This is a genomic window from Alloyangia pacifica, from assembly GCF_003111685.1.
Taxonomy (GTDB): Bacteria; Pseudomonadota; Alphaproteobacteria; order Rhodobacterales; family Rhodobacteraceae; genus Salipiger; species Salipiger pacificus_A.
On sequence record NZ_CP022189.1, the window covers coordinates 2,197,482 to 2,217,156 of the forward strand.

Annotated in this window: 18 protein-coding genes; 14 read left to right on the plus strand and 4 right to left on the minus strand. The window is 67.0% G+C overall.

All coding sequences use genetic code 11. The annotated features are described in order from the left end of the window. Window positions 1-74 precede the first annotated feature (74 nt). Window positions 75-1,193, plus strand: a complete 1,119-nt coding sequence (gene ald / locus CEW88_RS10590; protein WP_108966613.1) for an alanine dehydrogenase — start codon at window positions 75-77, stop codon at window positions 1,191-1,193. 125 nt (window positions 1,194-1,318) lie between these two features. Here the strand turns inward: ald and CEW88_RS10595 are convergent, their stop codons facing one another. Beyond that, window positions 1,319-2,206, minus strand: coding sequence for a cation diffusion facilitator family transporter (locus CEW88_RS10595; RefSeq protein WP_108966615.1), 888 nt, complete (start codon window positions 2,204-2,206; stop codon window positions 1,319-1,321). Between the two features lie 114 nt (window positions 2,207-2,320). Then, complete coding sequence (gene mscL, locus CEW88_RS10600; protein WP_108966617.1) at window positions 2,321-2,743, minus strand: large conductance mechanosensitive channel protein MscL; 423 nt, start codon at window positions 2,741-2,743, stop codon at window positions 2,321-2,323. 429 nt (window positions 2,744-3,172) lie between these two features. Here mscL and CEW88_RS10605 point away from each other — a divergent pair, with 429 nt between their 5' ends. The 9 genes from CEW88_RS10605 (at window position 3,173) to rpe (ending at window position 12,131) form a co-directional block, all read left to right on the plus strand. Then, window positions 3,173-3,895, plus strand: coding sequence for a hypothetical protein (locus tag CEW88_RS10605; RefSeq protein ID WP_217626432.1), 723 nt, complete (start codon window positions 3,173-3,175; stop codon window positions 3,893-3,895). An 83-nt stretch (window positions 3,896-3,978) separates the two neighbouring features. After that, window positions 3,979-4,428 carry a YtoQ family protein gene (locus tag CEW88_RS10610; RefSeq protein ID WP_108966619.1) on the plus strand — a complete coding sequence of 150 codons (450 nt, stop codon included), beginning with the start codon at window positions 3,979-3,981 and terminating at the stop codon, window positions 4,426-4,428. 307 nt (window positions 4,429-4,735) lie between these two features. Next, complete coding sequence (locus CEW88_RS10615; RefSeq protein WP_095882793.1) at window positions 4,736-5,782, plus strand: rod shape-determining protein; 1,047 nt, start codon at window positions 4,736-4,738, stop codon at window positions 5,780-5,782. A gap of 116 nt (window positions 5,783-5,898) precedes the next feature. After that, window positions 5,899-6,858: a rod shape-determining protein MreC gene (gene mreC, locus CEW88_RS10620; RefSeq protein WP_108966620.1), complete on the plus strand. Its 960-nt coding sequence runs from the start codon at window positions 5,899-5,901 to the stop codon at window positions 6,856-6,858. Beyond that, complete coding sequence (locus tag CEW88_RS10625; protein WP_108966622.1) at window positions 6,851-7,393, plus strand: rod shape-determining protein MreD; 543 nt, start codon at window positions 6,851-6,853, stop codon at window positions 7,391-7,393. Before mreC ends, CEW88_RS10625 begins: the two co-directional genes overlap by 8 nt. Then, window positions 7,390-9,309, plus strand: coding sequence for a penicillin-binding protein 2 (gene mrdA / locus CEW88_RS10630; protein WP_108966624.1), 1,920 nt, complete (start codon window positions 7,390-7,392; stop codon window positions 9,307-9,309). The genes CEW88_RS10625 and mrdA overlap by 4 nt, the downstream gene beginning before the upstream one ends. Next, complete coding sequence (gene rodA, locus CEW88_RS10635) at window positions 9,306-10,445, plus strand: rod shape-determining protein RodA (protein ID WP_108966626.1); 1,140 nt, start codon at window positions 9,306-9,308, stop codon at window positions 10,443-10,445. The genes mrdA and rodA overlap by 4 nt, the downstream gene beginning before the upstream one ends. 17 nt (window positions 10,446-10,462) lie before the next feature. Next, the gene (locus CEW88_RS10640) at window positions 10,463-11,398 is read left to right on the plus strand and encodes a 2-hydroxyacid dehydrogenase (protein ID WP_108966628.1); all 936 of its coding nucleotides are present in this window, start codon (window positions 10,463-10,465) and stop codon (window positions 11,396-11,398) included. A 37-nt stretch (window positions 11,399-11,435) separates the two neighbouring features. Continuing rightward, window positions 11,436-12,131, plus strand: coding sequence for a ribulose-phosphate 3-epimerase (gene rpe, locus CEW88_RS10645; RefSeq protein WP_108966630.1), 696 nt, complete (start codon window positions 11,436-11,438; stop codon window positions 12,129-12,131). 93 nt (window positions 12,132-12,224) lie between these two features. Here the strand turns inward: rpe and CEW88_RS10650 are convergent, their stop codons facing one another. Continuing rightward, window positions 12,225-13,844 carry a SulP family inorganic anion transporter gene (locus tag CEW88_RS10650; protein ID WP_108966631.1) on the minus strand — a complete coding sequence of 540 codons (1,620 nt, stop codon included), beginning with the start codon at window positions 13,842-13,844 and terminating at the stop codon, window positions 12,225-12,227. Between the two features lie 204 nt (window positions 13,845-14,048). On the opposite strand from CEW88_RS10650, the gene CEW88_RS10655 reads away from it, so the two are divergent. The 3 genes from CEW88_RS10655 (at window position 14,049) to CEW88_RS10665 (ending at window position 16,195) form a co-directional block, all read left to right on the plus strand. Continuing rightward, the gene (locus tag CEW88_RS10655; protein ID WP_108966633.1) at window positions 14,049-14,921 is read left to right on the plus strand and encodes an S-methyl-5'-thioadenosine phosphorylase; all 873 of its coding nucleotides are present in this window, start codon (window positions 14,049-14,051) and stop codon (window positions 14,919-14,921) included. A gap of 73 nt (window positions 14,922-14,994) precedes the next feature. After that, entirely contained in the window at window positions 14,995-15,618 is a 624-nt protein-coding gene (locus tag CEW88_RS10660; protein ID WP_108966635.1) for a LysE family translocator, read from the plus strand. Between the two features lie 37 nt (window positions 15,619-15,655). After that, window positions 15,656-16,195, plus strand: coding sequence for an adenine phosphoribosyltransferase (locus CEW88_RS10665; RefSeq protein ID WP_108966637.1), 540 nt, complete (start codon window positions 15,656-15,658; stop codon window positions 16,193-16,195). 116 nt (window positions 16,196-16,311) lie between these two features. Here the strand turns inward: CEW88_RS10665 and phaZ are convergent, their stop codons facing one another. Beyond that, complete coding sequence (gene phaZ, locus CEW88_RS10670) at window positions 16,312-17,577, minus strand: polyhydroxyalkanoate depolymerase (protein ID WP_108966639.1); 1,266 nt, start codon at window positions 17,575-17,577, stop codon at window positions 16,312-16,314. Window positions 17,578-17,738: 161 nt separating this feature from the next. Here phaZ and CEW88_RS10675 point away from each other — a divergent pair, with 161 nt between their 5' ends. After that, on the plus strand, window positions 17,739-19,535 hold the full coding sequence (locus CEW88_RS10675; protein WP_108966641.1) for a PHA/PHB synthase family protein: 1,797 nt from the start codon (window positions 17,739-17,741) through the stop codon (window positions 19,533-19,535). The last annotated feature ends 140 nt before the right edge of the window (window positions 19,536-19,675 follow it).

Genomic DNA, 19,675 nt, shown 5'->3' on the forward strand with positions numbered 1-19,675 from the left:
AGGAAATTGCACGCGCGCGGGCGCATCCTGAAAGCATCAAGAGATGCCCGGAGGGGCCAGGAGGAGGAGCTATCATGAAAATCGGGTGCCCGACAGAGATCAAACCGCAGGAATATCGCGTCGGTCTTACGCCCAACGCCGCGCGCGAGGCGGTGGCCCATGGTCACGAGGTGATCGTGCAGCAGGGCGCGGGTCTCGGCGCCGGTTTCTCCGACGAGGATTACACCGCGGCGGGTGTCCGCATCGCGACCACAGCGGAGGAGATCTGGGCCGAGGCCGAGATGATCGTCAAGGTGAAGGAGCCGCAGGCCGCCGAGCGCAAGCAGCTCACGCGCGGCCAGCTGCTGTTTACCTACCTCCACCTCGCTCCCGACCCCGAGCAGACGCAGGATCTGCTCGAGTCCGGCGCCACCTGCATCGCCTACGAGACGGTGACGGACGCCCGAGGCGGGCTGCCGCTGCTGGCGCCGATGTCCGAGGTCGCGGGGCGCCTCGCGCCGCAGATGGGCGCCTGGTCGCTGCAGAAGGCGAATGGCGGGCGCGGCGTGCTGATGGGCGGCGTGCCCGGCGTCGGGCCGGCCAATGTGGTGGTGCTGGGCGGCGGCGTTGTCGGCACCCATGCGGCCCGCATCGCCGCAGGCATGGGCGCGGATGTCACCGTGCTCGACCGGTCGCTGCCGCGCCTGCGCCAGCTCGACGAGACCTTCGGTAGCCTTTTCAAGAACCGCTACTCGACCGAGGGCGCCGTGGCCGAGCTGCTGGCCGAGGCCGACATGGTGATCGGCGCGGTGCTGATCCCCGGTGCCGCCGCGCCCAAGCTGGTGAGCCGCGCGCAGCTCGGGACCATGAAGCCCGGTGCGGTGCTGGTGGATGTGGCGATCGACCAGGGCGGCTGCTTCGAGACCTCGAAGGCGACGACCCACCAGGACCCGGTCTACACGGTCGACGGCATTCAGCACTATTGCGTCGCCAATATGCCCGGCGCGGTGCCGCGCAGCTCGACGCTGGCGCTCGGCAACGCCACCCTGCCCTTCATGCTGGCGCTCGCCGACAAGGGGTGGCGCGTCGCCTGCGCCGAGGACCCGCACCTGCAGGCCGGGCTCAACGTGCACGACGGGCAGATCACAAATGCTGCCGTCGCCCGCGCGCTGAACCTGCCGCTGGAGAGCATCGAGAAGGCTCTCGCCGCCTGATCCGCACGACATCGCGAGAAAAGAAAGGGCGGGCCGCCAGAAGCGCCCGCCCTTTCTTCTCTTTCCAAATACGCGGGGAGTCCAAGCGCAGGCAGGCGGAGGCAACGCCCCCTGCGGCCCGGGTTTCAGAGCACCACGATGCCCGAGTGCTTTGCCTTGTGCTCCGGCTCGACGTGGATGGTCACGCGGCAGCCGTCGATCTTCTCCTGAAGCGCGTGCTCGATGCGGTCGCAGATCTCATGCGCCGCATCGACGGACATTTCGCCCGGCACCACCAGGTGGAACTCGAGAAAGACCGCCTGCCCGGCCCGGCGCGAGCGCAGGTCATGCGCCTCGACCGCGCCCTCGGCATTGGCCGAGATCACCGCGCGCATGTCCGCCAGTTCCGCCTCGGGCACCGCCGCGTCCATCAGCCCGCCGACCGAGCCGCGGATCACCTGCCAGCCGGACCAGAGGATGTTGACCGCCACCAGCGCCGCCAGAGCGGCGTCGAGCCAGAGCCAACCGGTCAGCACCGCCGCGCCGACCCCCACGGCCACCCCGGCCGAGGAGAAGACGTCGGTCAGAAGGTGCTTGCCGTCCGCCAGCAGTGCCGGCGAGTTCAGCTTGCGCCCCTCGCGCAGCAGCACGTAGCACCAGAGCGCGTTGATCGCCCCTGCCGCGAGGTTGATGGCAAGGCCCAGCCCGACCTGCTGGATCGCCTCGGGCTGCTGCCAGGCCCCCCAGGCCTCACGCAGGATCAGCACCGCGGCGACGACGATCAGCACGCCCTCGAGCACGGCGCTGAAATACTCGGCCTTGTGGTGGCCAAAGGGGTGGTCCGCATCCGCCGGCTGCGAGGCGATGTGAATCGCCAGAAGCGCCGCCAGCGCCGTGGCGACGTTGACGATGCTCTCCAGCGCGTCCGACATCAGCGCGACAGAGCCGGTCAGCCACCAGGCAAAGGTCTTGATCGTCAGCACGAGAATGCCGACGAATACGCTGCCGAGGGCGATCTTCACGCTGCGGGTCATGCTGGCTCTCCGGAGGGGTCCGGGCGACTTAGCGATGTCGTCTTTGGCTCGCAACCCGGAACCCGTATCGGGATCCGGGCCTGCATGGCGGGACTGCAGAATGCGCAAGACGGATCACCTCTTCAGCGCGTCGCGAATCTCGATCAGGATATCGAGTTGGGAGGGGCCGGTCTTCACCTCGGGGGCCACCTCGTCGGGCTTTTCCGCCGCAGAACGGATCCTGTTGACCATCTTGACCAGCATGAAAACCACGAAGGCGATGATGAAGAAGTTGATCACCGCCATGATGAAACTGCCGATGGCGAAGACCGGCGCCCCGGCGTCCTTGGCCGCCTGCAGCGAGGCATAGTCGCCCCCGTCGAGCGCGTAGAACCAGCCCGAGAAGTCGATGCCGCCGGTGAAAAGAGCGATGATCGGGTTAATGATGTCGCCCACGAGCGAGGTGACGATGGCGGTGAAGGCGGCGCCGACGATGATGCCCACCGCCATGTCCATGACGTTGCCCTTGGCGATGAAGTCCTTGAATTCCTGAATCATGTCTCTGGGTTCCCTGCCCGCTGCGCGGGTGTGACTGTCGTTTCCGGGTCCAGAGGTGGCACGTTTGCCGCGATGACGCCACGGAAAACCCGGGGACATTCCGCGCGGGCGGCGGACAGGATGCAGAGATCCCTCACTTTTTGTGCGTTGGGCCCGGTGCGCCCGGACGTCGCCCTCTCCGCGCGGCGCGGTTTCGTCGCCGCAGCATTGGCTGCCGTGGATCGGGGCGCGCTGGCCGCTGCACGGCGCGCAGGTCACGGCGGCCCAGGGCAACCAGAACCACAGCGCGCGCCGTCTCGCTCCACCTTAACTGGTGCTTGTTGTTTGGCTTTCCCGCCTTAGTATGAGCGCAGGCATTTCCCGGCGTCGCGCAGGATAGACGTTCCGACCGATCATTCTTCCCGTAGGCATTTCACAAGGGGCAATCTCGTGGCCAGACCCGTTTCCCGACCATTCCTCACGGACCCCCGCTGCGCGCGGCTCTGCGCCGGCACCGCCCTGATCGCGCTTCTGACCTCCACTCCTGTCACTGCGCAGGAGGAGAAGAACCCAGAGGACCCCACCAAGATCGCCACCAAGGCCGGCGTGTCCTATTCGGACGAGTTCTCCGTCTCCGGCTCGCTGGCCTTCGGCCCGGTGACCAAGGTCAACGCGCGGGTCTCGGAGAGCGGGCAATGGTCGCTCGGGGCATCCTACCTCTTCTCCTTCGGCATCCTGACCTTCTCGGCCGGCAAGAACGAGTTCGACAATGGCTCGGAGCAGACCCGCTATTCGCTCGGGGGCTTCATCCCGCTGACGGCCATGGGGCTCAAGACCGGGAGGTGGCAGCTCTTCACCCCCTTCGGCTATACCTACAGCGAGGGCACCGTGGCAGTCACGAGCGTGGAGTTGCACGAGACCTTCGACGTCGAGGTCAGCAACAACAGCGGTTATGCCGGACTGTTCGCGATGCGGCCGTTCACAGAGAAGCTCACCTTCATGACCGGCGGCATCTACACGCGCGGGTCCGACGACTTCAACGGTATCTCGCTGGGCGGCGGGCTGTCCTATCACCTGTCCGAGGCCGACACGGTGGCGCTCTTCGGCTCCTACATCGACAATGATTTCGGCGAGGAGCAGAAGCTCGGCGTCTCCTACCGGCACGAGTTCTGAGCCCTCTTCCCCGCCTTTGCGGTTGTCTTGCGCCGGTCAGTGCATAGGTTGCCCGGCACGCAAGGACACGGAAGGGACACCCCATGGGACTGAACGTCTATCTCTCGGGAGAGATTCACACCGACTGGCGCGAGCGTATCATCGCGGGGGCGCAGGGGCTTGATGTGACCTTCAGCGCCCCGGTGACCGACCACGCGGCCAGTGACGATTGCGGCGTGGCCATCCTCGGCGCCGAACAGAGCAAGTTCTGGCACGACCACAAGGGCGCCAAGATGAACGCAATCCGCACCCGCAAGGCGATCGCCGATGCCGACGTCGTCGTCGTGCGCTTCGGCGAGCAGTACAAGCAGTGGAATGCCGCCTTCGACGCGGGCTATGCCGCCGCGCTCGGCAAGTCGCTGATCATCCTGCAGCGCCCCGAGCATGACCATGCGCTCAAGGAGGTCGATGCCGCGGCGCTGGCGGTCACCCGCGAGCCCGAGGAGGTGGTGGCCACGCTGCGTTACGTTCTGACCGGCGCCCTGCCCGAATAACAGGCTATCATCGCCGCCGGGTGACGCCACGACGCGGCCCGCCTCGCCCTGCGGCCCGATGCGGCGGCCGCGACGTTCCGTCGCGCCCCTTTCGTAAGCAAATGCCGAGAGATGTGCGACGTGCTTCAGCGCCGAGTCGGGGCGCTGCCGACCGGCGGATGTGCGGCAGCAAGACCCCACACGCGATTTCACGCGCATTTGCGCAGGGTGGGGGCTTTTTTGCCGCGCCGTCCGACCCTATAACACCCGAGCCTTCGCTCGAGGGGAGTCGAGGGCCAAAACGCGTATTTCTGGGGCGGGACACTTAATGTTTGGACTGGACAGACTCATGGGCGCCTTCTCGGCGGACATGGCCATTGACCTCGGCACGGCGAACACGCTGGTCTACGTGAAAGGTCGCGGAATCATTCTGTCCGAGCCGTCGGTTGTGGCCTATCACGTCAAGGACGGCGTCAAGAAGGTGCTGGCCGTCGGCGAGGATGCGAAGCTCATGCTGGGGCGTACCCCCGGCTCGATCGAAGCCATCCGGCCGATGCGCGAGGGCGTCATCGCCGATTTCGACACCGCCGAGGAGATGATCAAGCACTTCATCCGCAAGGTGCACAAGCGCTCGACCTTCTCGAAGCCGAAGATCATCGTCTGCGTGCCGCATGGCGCGACGCCGGTGGAAAAGCGGGCGATCCGTCAGTCGGTGCTGAGCGCTGGCGCGCGCAAGGCGGGGCTCATCGCCGAGCCGATCGCCGCGGCCATCGGTGCCGGCATGCCGATCACCGATCCGACCGGCAACATGGTCGTCGACATCGGCGGCGGCACCACCGAGGTGGCCGTGCTCTCGCTGGGCGACATCGTCTATGCGCGCTCGATCCGCGTCGGCGGTGACCGCATGGACGAGGCCATCGTCAACTACCTGCGCCGCCAGCAGAACCTGCTGGTGGGTGAAGCCACGGCCGAGCGCATCAAGACGTCGATCGGCACCGCGCGCATGCCCGACGACGGGCGCGGCAGCTCGATGCAGATCCGCGGCCGCGACCTGCTGAACGGCGTGCCGAAGGAAACCGAGATCAGCCAGGCCCAGGTGGCCGAGGCGCTGTCCGAGCCGGTGCAGGCGATCTGCGAGGCGGTGATGTCCGCGCTCGAAGCAACCCCCCCGGATCTGGCGGCCGACATCGTCGATCGCGGCGTCATGCTGACCGGCGGCGGCGCGCTGCTGGGCGATCTCGATCTGGCGCTGCGCGAGCAGACCGGGCTTGCGGTGTCCATCGCCGAGGAAAGCCTCAACTGCGTGGCGCTCGGCACCGGCAAGGCGCTGGAATACGAAAAGCAGCTGCAGCACGCGATCGACTACGACAGCTGATCCCTTTCGGGATCGTCCCGGCTGCGGCATAGTCCGGGGCGGGTGCTGCCGAGGCCGCACCCGCCCTGCACCGCCCCTGAGGCACACGTGACGCAGAGGCCACCCGCAGAGATCCGATGGCGAAACACGGCACCAACAGCGAAGACTATTCCGCCCCGCTGAAGCGCCTGCTTCTGGCGGTGTTGATCCTGTGGCTCACCGGGCTGTTCATCCTCTGGCGCATCGACAGCCCGCGCGTCGAGCGGTTCCGCGCACAGGTGATCGACACCATCATGCCCGGGTTCGACTGGGCGATGGCGCCGGTCACCGGCGCGGTGAAGATCCTGCGCGACTTCCAGTCCTACCAGCGCATCCACGAGCAGAACCAGGAGCTGCGCCGCGAGCTGCGCCGGATGACCGCCTGGAAGGAGGCCGCGCTGCAGCTCGAGCAGGAGAACGCCAAGCTGCGCGATCTCAACAACGTGCAGCTCGATCCGCGGCTGACCTATATCACCGGCGTGGTCCTGGCCGACAGCGGCTCGCCCTTCCGCCAGTCGGTGCTGATCAACGTCGGCAGCCGCGACGGCATCGTCGACGGCTGGGCCACGATGGACGGCATCGGTCTAGTCGGGCGCATCTCGGGGGTCGGGAACAACACGGCGCGGGTGATCCTGCTGACCGACGCCAGCAGTCGCATCCCGGCGACGATCCAACCCTCGGGCCAGCGGGCCATGGTGGTCGGCGACAATTCGGCCAACCCGCCGATCGATTTCCTCGAGAACCCCGACCTGGTGAAGCCCGGCGACCGCATTGTCACCTCGGGCGATGGCGAGGTTTTCCCGCCGGGGCTGCTGATTGGCCAGGTGGTGCAGGATCCGGGCGGGCGGCTGCGCGTGCGCCTTGCCGCCGATTACGAGCGGCTGGAGTTTCTGCGCGTGCTGCGCGACCACGGCGCGCGGCGGGTCAGCGCCCCGTCGGGGCTGATCCTGCCCGAAACCCCGCCCGAGGCACCGCAGCCCGAGGCGGTGACCGATCCGACGGTGCCACCGCTCAGCGACGCGGAGCCCGGATCGGGGCCGGAGGCCGGCAATGGCTGAGAGCAGCCGCCCGGCCAAGGTCTGGATGATGCGCGCCATTTTCGTCGCCCTGACCTTCGCGCTCATCTTCATCCACCTGCTGCCGCTCGACCTGATGCCCGCCGCCTATGCGGGACCGGACGTGCTGACCGCCCTGTGCTTTGCCTGGGCGCTGCGTCGGCCCGACTACGTGCCCGCGCTGCTGGTGGCGGGAGTCATCCTGCTGGCCGACCTGCTGTTCCAGCGCCCGCCGGGGCTCTGGGCGGTGCTGGTGCTGATGGCCACCGAGTCGCTGAAGAACCGCGACGGGCCGCGGCGCGAGCAGACCTTCTTGATGGAATGGATCACCGTCGCCGTGGTGCTGGCGGTGATCACGATCCTGTTCCGGCTGGCGCTGGGGCTCTTGATCGTGCCCGAGGGAACCTCTTTCCTTGCGCTCATGCGATACGCCACCACCGTGATCTGCTACCCTCTGGTGGTCCTGCTGTCGCAGGGCCTGTTCGGCGTGCGCCGGATGGCGCCGGGCGATTTCGACCATGCCGGGAGACCGATGTGAGACGCACCCCCAAGGAAAGCTCCGACAGCTGGCGCCGCATCTCGCGCCGCGCCCTGCTGCTGGGCGGCGTGCAGCTCGGCTTTGCCGGGATGCTGGGGCTGCGCATGCACCACATGCAGGTCGATCAGGCGGACGAGTTCCGCCTGCTGGCCGAGGAAAACCGCATCAACATGCGGCTGATCCCGCCGAGCCGCGGACGCATCTTCGACCGCAAGGGCAAGGTCATCGCCGAGAACACCCCGACCTACCGCATCACCATCGTTCGCGAAGACGCCGGGGACGTCGAGGATGTGATCGCCAAGCTCTCGGCGCTGGTCGAGCTGGACGAGGACGAGCTCAATCGCGCGCTGGCCGAGATGCGCCGCTCTGCCCCCTTCCTGCCGATCACCATCGCCGACCGGGTGAGCTGGGAGTCGATCAGCCGAGTCGCGGTCAACGCCCCTGCCCTTCCTGGCGTCACCCCCGAGGTCGGCCTGTCGCGCTTTTACCCGCAGCACGGCAACTTCGCGCATGTGGTGGGCTATGTCGGCCCGGTGTCCGAGCGCGACCTCGCTCGCTACGAGGACCCCGAACCGGTGCTGCGCATCCCGCGCTTCCAGATCGGCAAGGTCGGAGTCGAGGCCAAATACGAGGAAGAGCTGCGCGGCAAGGCGGGGGCCAAACGCGTCGAGGTCAACGCCGTGGGCCGGGTCATGCGCGAGCTCGACCGGCGCGAGGGCGACAACGGGGCCGACATCCAGGTGACCATCGACAGCGATCTGCAGGACTACGTGCAGGCGCGGCTGGGCCATGAATCCGCCTCCTGCGTGATCATGGACGTGGAAAAAGGCGACCTGCTGGCCATCGCTTCGGCTCCCTCTTTCGATCCCAACAAGTTCGTGCGCGGCATCTCGGTCGCCGACTATTCGATCCTGCGCGACAACGATCACCGCCCGCTCGCCTCGAAGACCGTGCAGGACGCCTACCCGCCGGGCTCGACCTTCAAGATGGTCACCGCGCTCGCCGCGCTCGAGGCGGGGGTCCTCTCGCCCGACGACACCGTCTGGTGCCCCGGCCACCTGGAGGTCGGGTCGCGCCGATTCCACTGCTGGAAGCGCTCCGGCCACGGGCACGTGACGCTGGAGCAGGCGCTGCAGCAGAGCTGCGACGTGTTCTTCTACGACGTGGCGATGAAGGTCGGCATCGACCGCATCGCGGATGTCGGTCGGCGGCTCGGGCTCGGCACCGCGCCGGACGTGCCGATGTCGGCGACGACCTCCGGCATCATGCCCAACAGGGAGTGGAAGCAGCGCGAGCGGGGCAAGGGCTGGCTGATCGGCGACACGGTGAACGCCTCGATCGGTCAGGGCTTCGTCCTGACCTCGCCCCTGCAGCTCGCGATCATGACCGCCCGGATCGCCACCGGCCGCGAGGTACACCCGCGGCTCGTCAAGACCATAGACGGGGTCGAGACCGAGCTTGTCGGCGGGCAGGCGCTCGACATCAATCCCAACCACCTGCGCTGGGTGCGCAAGGGCATGTCGTCGGTGATGAATACCACGCGCGGCACGGGCTACCGTTCACGCGTTGTCGCCGAAGGCTACGAGCTTGCCGGCAAGTCGGGCACGGCGCAGGTCCGCAACCGGGTGGTCAGCAACGACGAGGTTCCGTGGGTCGAGCGCGACCATGCGCTCTTTGTCGGCTTCGGCCCGGTGAACGCGCCGCGCATCGCGGTTTCGGTGGTCGTCGAGCACGGCGGCGGCGGCTCCTCGGCCGCGGCCCCCATCGTGCGCGACGTGGCGCTGCAGGCGCTCTACGGCGGCACGCCCCCGCTCGACGCCTACCCTTCGTCGGACCACGACAAGATCAAGGAGCTGCAGGAGCGGCTCGACCGCGAGCGCCGCGAGCGCGCCGAACAGGCACGGGGGCGCGCGTGAGCTATCTCGAATACACCGTCAAGACCACGCCCACGGGCTGGCGCAAGGTGCTCTACATCAACTGGCCGCTGGTGATCCTGCTGACCGCCGTGGCCAGCGTCGGCTTCCTGATGCTCTACTCGGTGGCTGGCGGACGCCTTGACGTCTGGGCCGAGCCGCAGATGAAGCGCTTCGGCCTCGGGCTGGCGGCGATGTTCGTCACCGCCATGGTGCCGATCTGGCTCTGGCGGAACCTGTCGGTTCTGGCCTACCTCGGCGCGCTCGCGCTGTTGATCGCCGTAGAGCTCTTCGGCACCGTCGGCATGGGCGCGCAGCGCTGGATCGACATCGGCTTCATGCGGCTGCAGCCGTCGGAGCTGATGAAGATCGCGCTGGTGATGGTGCTGGCCGCCTACTACGACTGGCTGCCGCTGAGAAAGACGTCGCGCCCGCTCTGGGTGCTGATGCCGATCCTGCTGATCCTGCTGCCGACCGGGCTGACGCTGATCCAGCCCGACCTCGGCACGGCGCTGCTGCTGATGATCGGCGGCGGGCTGATCATGTTCCTCGCCGGGGTGCACTGGGCCTATTTTGCCGTGGTGATCGCCGCCGGGGTGGGCACGGTCTTTACCGTCTTCGAGTCGCGCGGCACCGACTGGCAGCTGCTGAAGGACTACCAGTTCCGCCGCATCGACACCTTCCTCGACCCATCCACCGATCCGCTCGGCGCGGGCTATCACATCACCCAGGCCAAGATCGCCATGGGCTCGGGCGGCTGGACCGGGCGCGGCTTCATGCAGGGCACCCAGTCGCGGCTCAACTTCCTGCCCGAGAAGCACACAGACTTCATTTTCAACACGTTGGCCGAGGAGTTCGGCTTCGTCGGCGGCATGTCGCTGCTGACGCTCTACGTGCTGATCCTGCTGTTCTGCATCTTTGCCGCGCTGCGCAACCGCGACCGGTTCTCCTCGCTGCTGACGCTGGGCATCGGGCTCACCTTCTTCCTCTACTTCGCGGTCAACATGTCGATGGTCATGGGCCTTGCGCCCGTGGTCGGTGTGCCGCTGCCCATGGTGAGCTACGGCGGCTCGGCCATGCTGGTGTTGATGATCGCCTTCGGTCTCGTGCAGAGTGCGCACATCCACAGGCCACGCTAGACTTCGCAAGGACTTTCATGACCACGACGATCCTCTTCGCCGCCCCGCAGGACAGCTGGGACGAATACCGCGCGCCGCTTACCGAGGCGCTGGACGCCACCGGGATCGACTACCGCCTCTCCCGCGACATCCCTGCGGGCGAGGTCGAGTACATCGTCTATGCTCCGAGCTCGGGCCTGACCGACTTCACCGGTTTTCCCAAGCTCAAGGCGGTGCTGAGCCTCTGGGCAGGGGTCGAGAAGATCGTGGGCAACGACAAGCTTACTGTGCCGCTCACGCGCATGGTGGACGACGAGGGGCTCACCCAGGGCATGGTCGAATATGTCATCGGCCACGCGCTGCGCCATCACCTCGGTATGGATGCGCATATCGTGAATCCCGGGCATGTCTGGCTGAACAAGGCGCCGCCGCTGGCGCGCGAGCGCCCGGTCACCGTGCTCGGCCTCGGCATGCTGGGCAGTGCCTGCGCCCGGCAACTTGCGCAGATCGGCTTCCCGGTGACCGGCTGGAGCCGCACCCCCCGGGAGATCGAGGGTATCCGCTGCCTGTCGGGCGCCGAGGGGCTGGCCGAAGCGCTCGCCGGCGCCGAGATCGTCGTGCTGCTGCTGCCCTTCACCCCGCAGACCGAGAACACGCTTGGCGCCGAGCAGTTCGCCCTGCTGGCGCCGGGTGCAGCGATCATCAACCCCGGTCGCGGCCCGCTGATCGACGACGACGCGCTGCTGGCGGCGCTCGACGGCGGACAGGTCGGCCATGCCACGCTCGACGTTTTCCGGGTCGAGCCGCTGCCGCAGGACCATCCGTTCTGGGCGCATCCCAAGGTGACGGTCACTCCCCATATCGCCGCCGAAACCCGGGCCGACTCGGCCTCGCGGGTGATTGCCGAGAACCTGCGGCGCGGCGTCGCGGGCGAGCCGCTGCTGCATCTTGTGGACCGGGGCGCGGGATACTGATAAGGCGCGGCGCATCTTAACTGGAGATGCTGCCGCCATGCCCCTGCCCGAGACCTTCGACCGCAACGTGAAGATCGCCCCCTCGATCCTCTCCGCCGATTTCGCCAATTTCGGCGCCGAGATCCGCGCCGTCGAGGCGCAGGGGGCGGACTGGATCCACGTCGACGTGATGGATGGCCACTTCGTGCCGAACCTGACCTTCGGTCCGCCGCTGGTGAAGGCGATCCGCCCGCACATCTCGACCGTCATGGACGTGCACCTGATGATCGCGCCGGTCGATCCCTACATCGAGGCCTTCGCCGAGGCAGGCGCCGATATCATCACGGCGCACCTCGAGGCCGGCGCCCACACCCATCGCACCCTGCAGGCGATCCGCGCCTCGGGTGCCAAGGCCGGGCTCGCTCTGAACCCCGGCACCCCGGTCGAAGCGGCGGCACCGCTTCTCGACATGTGCGACCTCGTCTGCCTGATGACCGTGAACCCCGGCTTCGGCGGGCAGAAGTTCATCCACAGCCAGGTGGCGCAGGTGAAGAAGCTGCGCGAGATGATCGGCGATCGCGAGATCCACATCGAGATCGACGGCGGCGTCGATCCCTCGACCGCGCCGCTGGTGGTCGAGGCAGGGGCAGACGTGCTGGTGGCGGGATCCGCCGTCTTCCGCGGCGGCTCGGTCGAGAACCCGGCACCCTACGGCGAGAACATCCGCGCCATCCGCGCCAGCCTCGAGGGCTGAACCTCCGCGCCTCGGGAGCGGAGACCCCTCCTTCAAAGAAGAAAGGCGCCGCGATTTCTCGCGGCGCCTTTCTTCATTTCTGTCGGATGCGGCTCAATGCCCGCCGAGAATGCCCGTGCGTACGTGGTAATCCGCGGCCAGCGCGTAATCGGGGTCGTCGTCGCTGTCGATCACCAGGTGCCCGGCCTTGGTCAGCAGCCGGTGGCAGTCGCGCGACAGGTGGCGCAACTGAAGGCGCTTGCCCGCGGCCTCGTACTTGCCGGCCACCGCCTCGATCGCCTGCAGCGCAGATTGGTCGACCACCCGGCTGTCGGCGAAATCGACAATCACCGCCTTGGGGTCGCCCTCGATGTCGAAGAGCTCGGCGAAGCCGTCGGACGAGCCAAAGAACAGCGGACCCTGGATCTGGTAGACCTTGGCGCCCTCGGGCGTCGTGTAGCTCTTGGCGTGGATGCGGCGCGCGTTGTTCCAGGCATAGGCCAGTGCCGAGACGATCACACCGACGACCACCGCCACCGCGAGATCCTCGAAGACCGTCACCACGGTCACCAGCACGATGACGAAGGCGTCCGTCAGCGGCACCTTGGCGAGGATACGCAGGCTGTTCCAGGCGAAGGTGCCGATCACCACCATGAACATCACCCCGACCAGCGCCGCGAGCGGGATGAGTTCGATCAGCTGCGAGGCGAAGAGGATGAAGGACAGCAGGAAGAGCGCCGCGACGATGCCGGCGATGCGGGTGCGCCCGCCCGACTTCACGTTGATCATCGACTGGCCGATCATCGCGCAGCCGCCCATGCCGCCGAAGAAGCCGGTGACCACGTTGGCGGTCCCCTGGGCGATGCACTCCTGGCTGGCGCCGCCGCGCTGGCCGGTCATCTCGCCGACGAGGTTGAGGGTCAGCAGGCTTTCGATCAGGCCGATGGCGGCGAGGATCACCGCATAGGGCAGGATGATCTGCAACGTCTCGAGGTTGAGCGGCACCATTGGCAGGTGGAACGGCGGGAAGCTGCCCTCGATCGAGGCCATGTCGCCGACCCGCGGCACGTCGAGCCCGAAGGCGATGACGATGGCGGCGGTCACCGCGATGCCCGCCAGCGGCGCCGGGATAACCTTGGTCACCTTCGGCAGCAGCCAGATGATCGCCATGGTCAGCACCACCAGCCCCAGCATCATCGCAAGCTGCGGACCCGCGAGCCACTCACCGGGCGTCACCCCCGGCACTGCGGTACCCGGCACCTTGAACTGCGTGAGCTGCGCCATGAAGATCACGATCGCCAGCCCGTTGACGAAGCCCAGCATCACCGGGTGCGGCACCAGCCGGATGAACTTGCCCCAGTGCATGACACCTGCGAAGATCTGCAGCAGGCCCATCAGCACCACCGTGGCGAAGAGGTATTCGACGCCATGGTCTGCGACCAGCGCCACCATGACCACGGCGAGCGCGCCGGTGGCGCCCGAGATCATCCCCGGCCGTCCGCCGATCAGCGCGGTGATCAACCCCACGAGGAAGGCGGCATAGAGCCCGACCAGCGGATGCACCCCCGCCACGAAGGCAAAGGCCACGGCCTCGGGCACCAGGGCCAACGCCACGGTCAGGCCCGACAGGATGTCGGTGCGGATCTGTGCGGGAGTGAGCCGCGCCGTCGGCGAGAGGCTCAGGTCGGGTTTCTGAATACGGCTGGCGTATCGCGCCAGGAGGGCTTTGGCCATGGGGAGCTGTTCCAATCGGTCTGTTTGCGCGCGCCCCTGCCCATAAGGCACAGAGGCTGCGAGCGCTACCCGGAGGTGCCGAATTTCGGCAGATCCGCCACGAATGGTGCAGATCCGGCATCCGGAGGCGCCGCGGGGCCGCAGATCCCGCCCCTTTCCTTCGCCGACGCCGCGGGGCAGGCTGCGCGCAAAAGGAGACCGCGCATGGCAAAGACGATGATCGGGGTGATCGGCGGATCCGGGGTCTATGACCTCGATACGCTGGAGGACCGCGCCTGGGTGACGGTGGACACGCCCTGGGGGGCGCCCTCGGACCAGATCCTCACCGGCAGGCTGGCGGGGGTCAAGATGGCCTTCCTGCCGCGCCATGGCCGCGACCACCGGCTGTCGCCCTCGAGCGTGCCCTACCGTGCCAATATCGACGCGCTGAAGCGGCTGGGAGTGACCGACGTTGTGTCGGTCTCGGCCTGCGGCTCGTTCCGCGAGGAGATGGCACCGGGCGATTTCGTCGTCGTCGACCAGTTCATCGACCGCACCTTCGCGCGCGAGAAGAGCTTTTTCGGCACCGGCTGTGTCGCGCATGTCTCGCTCGCCCGTCCCACCTGTCCGCGGCTCGGCGCCCATGCGCGCGCCGCGGCGCGCGATGCGGGGATCACGGTGCATGACGGCGGCACCTATCTCGCCATGGAAGGCCCGCAGTTCTCGACGCTCGCTGAATCGCGCCTTTACCGCGAGAGCTGGGGCGCCGACGTCATCGGCATGACCAACATGCCAGAGGCCAAGCTCGCCCGCGAGGCCGAGCTCTGCTACGCCTCGGTCGCCATGGTCACCGACTACGACTGCTGGCACGAGGATCACGGCGCGGTCGAGGTCTCGGACATTCTGCAGGTGCTGCAGGGCAATGCCGAGAAGGCCCGCGCGCTGGTCTCGCGCCTGCCGGCGCTGCTCGGGGCGAGCCGCGCGCCCTGCACGCATGGCTGCGACCGGGCGCTCGAACATGCACTCATCACCGCCCCCGCTGCGCGCGATCCCGAGGTGCTGGCAAGGCTGGATGCCGTGGCCGGCCGGCTGCTCTGAAGGCGCTCATTCCGCCATTGCCCCGCGCGCGCCGCCGCGCCAGACTGCCCGCTGAACAGGACAGGACACCGCCATGCCCCTCGATCTCTGGCTGACCTTCGTCGCCGCCTCTGTCGCGCTGTTGCTGATCCCGGGCCCGACGGTGCTGCTGGTGCTGTCCTACGCGCTCTCCAAGGGCCGCTCGGTGGCGCTGGCCTCGGCGGCGGGCGTTGCGCTCGGCGATTTCACGGCCATGAGCCTGTCGCTCGCCGGGCTTGGTGCGCTGGTGCTGGCCTCGGCCACCGCCTTTACCGTGTTGAAGTGGATCGGCGCTCTCTACCTGGTCTGGATGGGGGTGAAACTGCTGCGCTCGGCCCCCGGTGCCGGGCTGGCGGTGCCCCGCGACGCGGTGAGCGCCCGCGGGGTCTTCGGTCATGCCGCGGCGGTGACCGCGCTCAACCCCAAGAGCATCGCTTTCTTCATCGCTTTCGTGCCGCAGTTCGTCAACGCCTCGGCGCCGCTCCTGCCGCAGTTCGCGTTGCTGGTGGCCACCTTCGTCACCCTTGCGGCGCTCAACGTGCTGGCCTATGCGCTGGCCGCCGACCGGCTGCGCCGGCTGATCGGCCGCCCCTCGGTGCTCGCCTGGCTCACCCGCGCCGGAGGCGCGGCGCTGATCGCCATGGGCGCCCTCACCGCCACGCTGCGCCGCGCCGCCTGACCCTGCCGCGCGCGGCATCTGTCACAGGATCCTTCCGATGAAGCCTCCCAAGTCCATTCCCGATTACATCCGCACGATCCCCGACTACCCGCATGCAGGGATCCTGTTCCGCGACGTGACGCCGCTCTGCGCCGACCCGCAGGGGTTCCGTCTGGCGGTGGACCAGCTCACCCTGCCCTTCACCGGCCAGAAGATCGACAAGGTGATCGGACCCGAGGCGCGCGGCTTCCTGCTCGGCGGCGCGGTGGCGCACCAGCTTTCAGCGGGCTTCGCGGCGCTGCGCAAAGAGGGCAAGCTGCCGCCGCCGGTGATCGCGCAGAGCTACGCGCTGGAATACGGCGAGGCGGTGGTGGAGCTCTCGGAGCACGCCATCGCGCCCGGCGAGCAGGTGCTGCTGGTGGATGATCTCATCGCCACGGGCGGCACCGCCGAGGCGGCGGTGGCGCTCGTCGAGCGGCTTGGCGGCACCGTGGTCGGCGCCGCCTTCATCGTCGACCTGCCCGATCTCGGCGGCCGCAAGCGGCTCGAAGCGCTCGGCGTCAAGGTCCACGCGCTCTGCGCCTACGAAGGCCTCTGACCAATAAGACGCGGCGGTGCCTCTCGGCCCGCCGTGCTTACTCTCTTTGCAAACGCCGCCGTCGGGAAACCCGGCCGTCAGGCCGGAGGGGGGCAGCCCCACCCTTCCCCCAGGGCTCAGGCGGCGTTGCTGTTGGCTGCCTTGCGGGGCGCGTTCGAGTTGCGGTCGATGAAGTCGAGTACCAGCGGCCGGATGTTGCTGCGCCAGCTGCGCCCGGCAAAGATGCCGTAATGGCCCGCTCCCGGCTCGAGGTGACGGCCCTTCTTGCTGTCCGGCAGGCCGGTGCAGAGGTCGAGCGCGGCGACACATTGGCCCGGGGCCGAGATGTCATCGTTGGCGCCCTCGACGGTCATCACCGCCACGTCAGTGATCTTGCCGATGTCGACCTTGTGCCCGTCCACGATAAAATTGTTCGAGGCAATCTCACCGTTCTTGAAGATCCGCTCGACGGTCGAGAGGTAGAACTCGGCGGTCATGTCCATCACCGCGAGATACTCGTCGTAGAAGCGGTTGTGCGCGTCGTAATCCGAGGCCTCTCCACGGGTGACGCGGAGGATCTGCTCGGAGAACGCCTTGGAGTGACGCTCGGCGTTCATCGACATGAAGGAGGCGAGCTGCAGCAGCCCCGGGTAGACCGCCCTTCCGACGCCGGCGTACTTGTAGCCGACGCGTTGAATCATCGTCTCTTCGAGCTGCCCCATGGTCACGCGGTGGCCAAAATCGGTGACGTCGGTGGGCGTGGCATTGGGGTCGATCGGCCCGCCGATCAGCGTCATCGTGCGCGGCTGCGCGGCGGGCTCGAGTTCGGCGAGATAGGCGGTGGCCGCCAGCGTCAGCGGCGCCGGCTGGCAGACCGCGATCACGTTGGTGTCCGGCCCAAGCGCGCGCATGAAGTCCATCAGGTAGAGGGTGTAGTCCTCGATATCGAACTTGCCCTCGGAGACCGGGATGTCGCGGGCGTTTTTCCAGTCGGTGACGTAGAGCTCGCAATCGGGCAGCAGCGAGACGGCCGTGGAGCGCAGCAGCGTCGCATAGTGGCCGGACATGGGCGCGACCAGCAGCACCTTGCGCTCCTTGGTCGGACGGCCGACCACTTCGAAATGCACCAGGTCGCCAAACGCCTTTTCGACCACGGTGGTCGGTTCGACGACGTGGTCGCGGCCATCGTTGCAGGTCACCGTGCGGATGCCCCAGTCGGGCTTGACCACCATGCGCTCGAAGGTGCGCTCGGTCACCTCGCCCCAGGCGGCCATCAAGCCGATCATCGGATTGGGGATTGCCGCGAAGGCCGGATAGGAAGCCATGGTCCGCGCGGTGGCCCCGAGCCACTGGTTGGTGTTCCGGAAGGTTTCCATCAGATCGTAGGTCGCCATTTGACGCATGATGCGTGTCTCCTGAGATGCGGTCGCTCACAGCGTCCGGCCCTGCGCACCTCCCGTCACGCAATCACCGCCGATCCGGTCCCCGGACCAATTCGCCGCTTTGCCCCCCGCTCTGCCGCCGTTATTCTGCAACATGCCGAAAGTAGAGGGGATTCGACCTTATGACAACTACTCCGGGCACGGACGTCACGTCTGACCGCGCAAGACTCGAAGCAAACATTGAGAAGATCGAAGCCCTTTCTCAACGCCTGATGGAAGCAATTTCGCGACGTAAGCCGATCAATCCCGCGTTAAATGGCCCGGATCCGTTGCTCTACGGCAAGGCCGCGCAGGCCTACTGGATGGAGTGGATGCAAAATCCGGCCAAGGTCTACGAGCAGCAGGTGTCCTACTGGGGCAAGGCGCTCAGCCATTACCTCGAGGCGCAGGCGGCCCTGGCCGGTGGCCAACTGACGCCGCCCGAGGATACCGGCCCCCGAGACAAGCGGTTCGCGAACCCGCTCTGGGACAATCACCCCTATTTCAACTTCATCAAGCAGCAGTACCTGATCTCCGCCGATGCGATCCACCGGTCGGTCGACGAGATCGACGATCTCGATCCCAAGGAAAAGAAGCGCCTGCGCTACTTCGCCCGGCAGATCGTCGACATGATGGCGCCGACCAACTTCTTCGCCACCAACCCCGATGCGCTGCAAAAGGCGCTCGAGACCGAGGGCGACAGCCTGGTGAAGGGGATGGAGAACCTCGTCGCCGACCTCGAGGCCAACAACGGCGAGTTGGTGGTGCGTCTCGCCGACGAGAACGCCTTCAAGCTCGGCGAGAACATCGCCACCGCCGAGGGCGAGGTGGTCTACCGCAACCGCATGATGGAGCTGATCCAGTACAAGCCCACCACCGAGAAGGTGCGCGAGACCCCGATCGTGCTCTTCCCACCGTGGATCAACAAGTACTACATCCTCGATCTCAAGCCGCAGAACAGCCTGATCAGGTATATCGTTGACCAAGGATACACGCTCTTCGTGGTGAGCTGGGTCAATGCCGACGAGAGCTACAGCGACGTCGGCCTCGAGGAATACATCGAGGACGGGTTCTTGACCGCGATCCAGCAGGTCCGCGATATCTGCGGTGTCGCGCAGGTGAATGCGGTGGGTTACTGCATCGCCGGCACGACGCTCGCGCTCACCCTTTCGCTGCTCAAGCAGCGGGGCGACAGCTCGGTGAAATCGGCGACCTTCTTTACCACGCTCACCGATTTTTCCGATCAGGGCGAGTTCACCCCCTTCCTGCAAGACGATTTTGTCGATGGGATCGAGGCCGAGATCAACGCCAGCGGCATACTGAAGAGCTTCATCATGTCGCGCACCTTCTCGTTCCTGCGCTCGACGGACCTGATCTACACGCCGGCGATCCGCAGCTACATGATGGGCGAGACGCCCCCAGCGTTCGACCTGCTCTACTGGAACGGCGACGGCGCGAACCTGCCGGGCAAGATGACGGTCCAGTACCTGCGCGGGCTCTGCCAGCAGAACCTCTTCTCTCGCGGCGACTTCGAGATCCTCGGGCACAGGCTCGACATCACCGACGTGGACGTCCCCCTGATGTCGATCGCCGCCGAGGGCGACCACATCGCCGCCTGGAAGGACTGCTATCGCGGCGTGCAGAAGATGGGCTCGCGGTCGAAGACCTTCGTGCTGTCGGAATCGGGCCATATCGCCGGCATCGTGAACCCGCCGAGCAAGAACAAGTACGGCCATTACCTGAACCCCGACCTCAAGCTCTCGGCCGAGGATTGGCAGGCCGGCGCGGCCTTCCACGAAAAGCAATCGTGGTGGCCGGTCTGGGAGGCCTGGCTGCGCAAACGCTCGGGCAAACTGGTCCCTGCCCGCGCCCCTGGCGATTCGGCGCATCCCGCGCTCTGCCCCGCCCCCGGCGAATACGTGCGGGTAAAGGCCGCATAACCTTGCGTCAATTCAGGACGTTGCACGATTCTTGCTGCGCTGCGGCAAAAAACCTTGAAATGCTGCACTGCAGCATTCATATTGTGTGTAGCCGATAGACAAAGCGCGGGGTGGGCCCGCCAGGCTGAATACGGGAATTT

Coding starts and splice junctions, on each gene's coding strand:
- ald (WP_108966613.1), top strand. CDS start 75: ATGAAAATCGGGTGCCCGACAGAGATCAAACCGCAGGAATATCGCGTC.
- CEW88_RS10595 (WP_108966615.1), bottom strand. CDS start 2,206: ATGACCCGCAGCGTGAAGATCGCCCTCGGCAGCGTATTCGTCGGCATT.
- mscL (WP_108966617.1), bottom strand. CDS start 2,743: ATGATTCAGGAATTCAAGGACTTCATCGCCAAGGGCAACGTCATGGAC.
- CEW88_RS10610 (WP_108966619.1), top strand. CDS start 3,979: ATGGGACTGAACGTCTATCTCTCGGGAGAGATTCACACCGACTGGCGC.
- CEW88_RS10615 (WP_095882793.1), top strand. CDS start 4,736: ATGTTTGGACTGGACAGACTCATGGGCGCCTTCTCGGCGGACATGGCC.
- mreC (WP_108966620.1), top strand. CDS start 5,899: ATGGCGAAACACGGCACCAACAGCGAAGACTATTCCGCCCCGCTGAAG.
- CEW88_RS10625 (WP_108966622.1), top strand. CDS start 6,851: ATGGCTGAGAGCAGCCGCCCGGCCAAGGTCTGGATGATGCGCGCCATT.
- CEW88_RS10640 (WP_108966628.1), top strand. CDS start 10,463: ATGACCACGACGATCCTCTTCGCCGCCCCGCAGGACAGCTGGGACGAA.
- rpe (WP_108966630.1), top strand. CDS start 11,436: ATGCCCCTGCCCGAGACCTTCGACCGCAACGTGAAGATCGCCCCCTCG.
- CEW88_RS10650 (WP_108966631.1), bottom strand. CDS start 13,844: ATGGCCAAAGCCCTCCTGGCGCGATACGCCAGCCGTATTCAGAAACCC.
- CEW88_RS10655 (WP_108966633.1), top strand. CDS start 14,049: ATGGCAAAGACGATGATCGGGGTGATCGGCGGATCCGGGGTCTATGAC.
- CEW88_RS10660 (WP_108966635.1), top strand. CDS start 14,995: ATGCCCCTCGATCTCTGGCTGACCTTCGTCGCCGCCTCTGTCGCGCTG.
- CEW88_RS10665 (WP_108966637.1), top strand. CDS start 15,656: ATGAAGCCTCCCAAGTCCATTCCCGATTACATCCGCACGATCCCCGAC.
- phaZ (WP_108966639.1), bottom strand. CDS start 17,577: ATGCGTCAAATGGCGACCTACGATCTGATGGAAACCTTCCGGAACACC.
- CEW88_RS10675 (WP_108966641.1), top strand. CDS start 17,739: ATGACAACTACTCCGGGCACGGACGTCACGTCTGACCGCGCAAGACTC.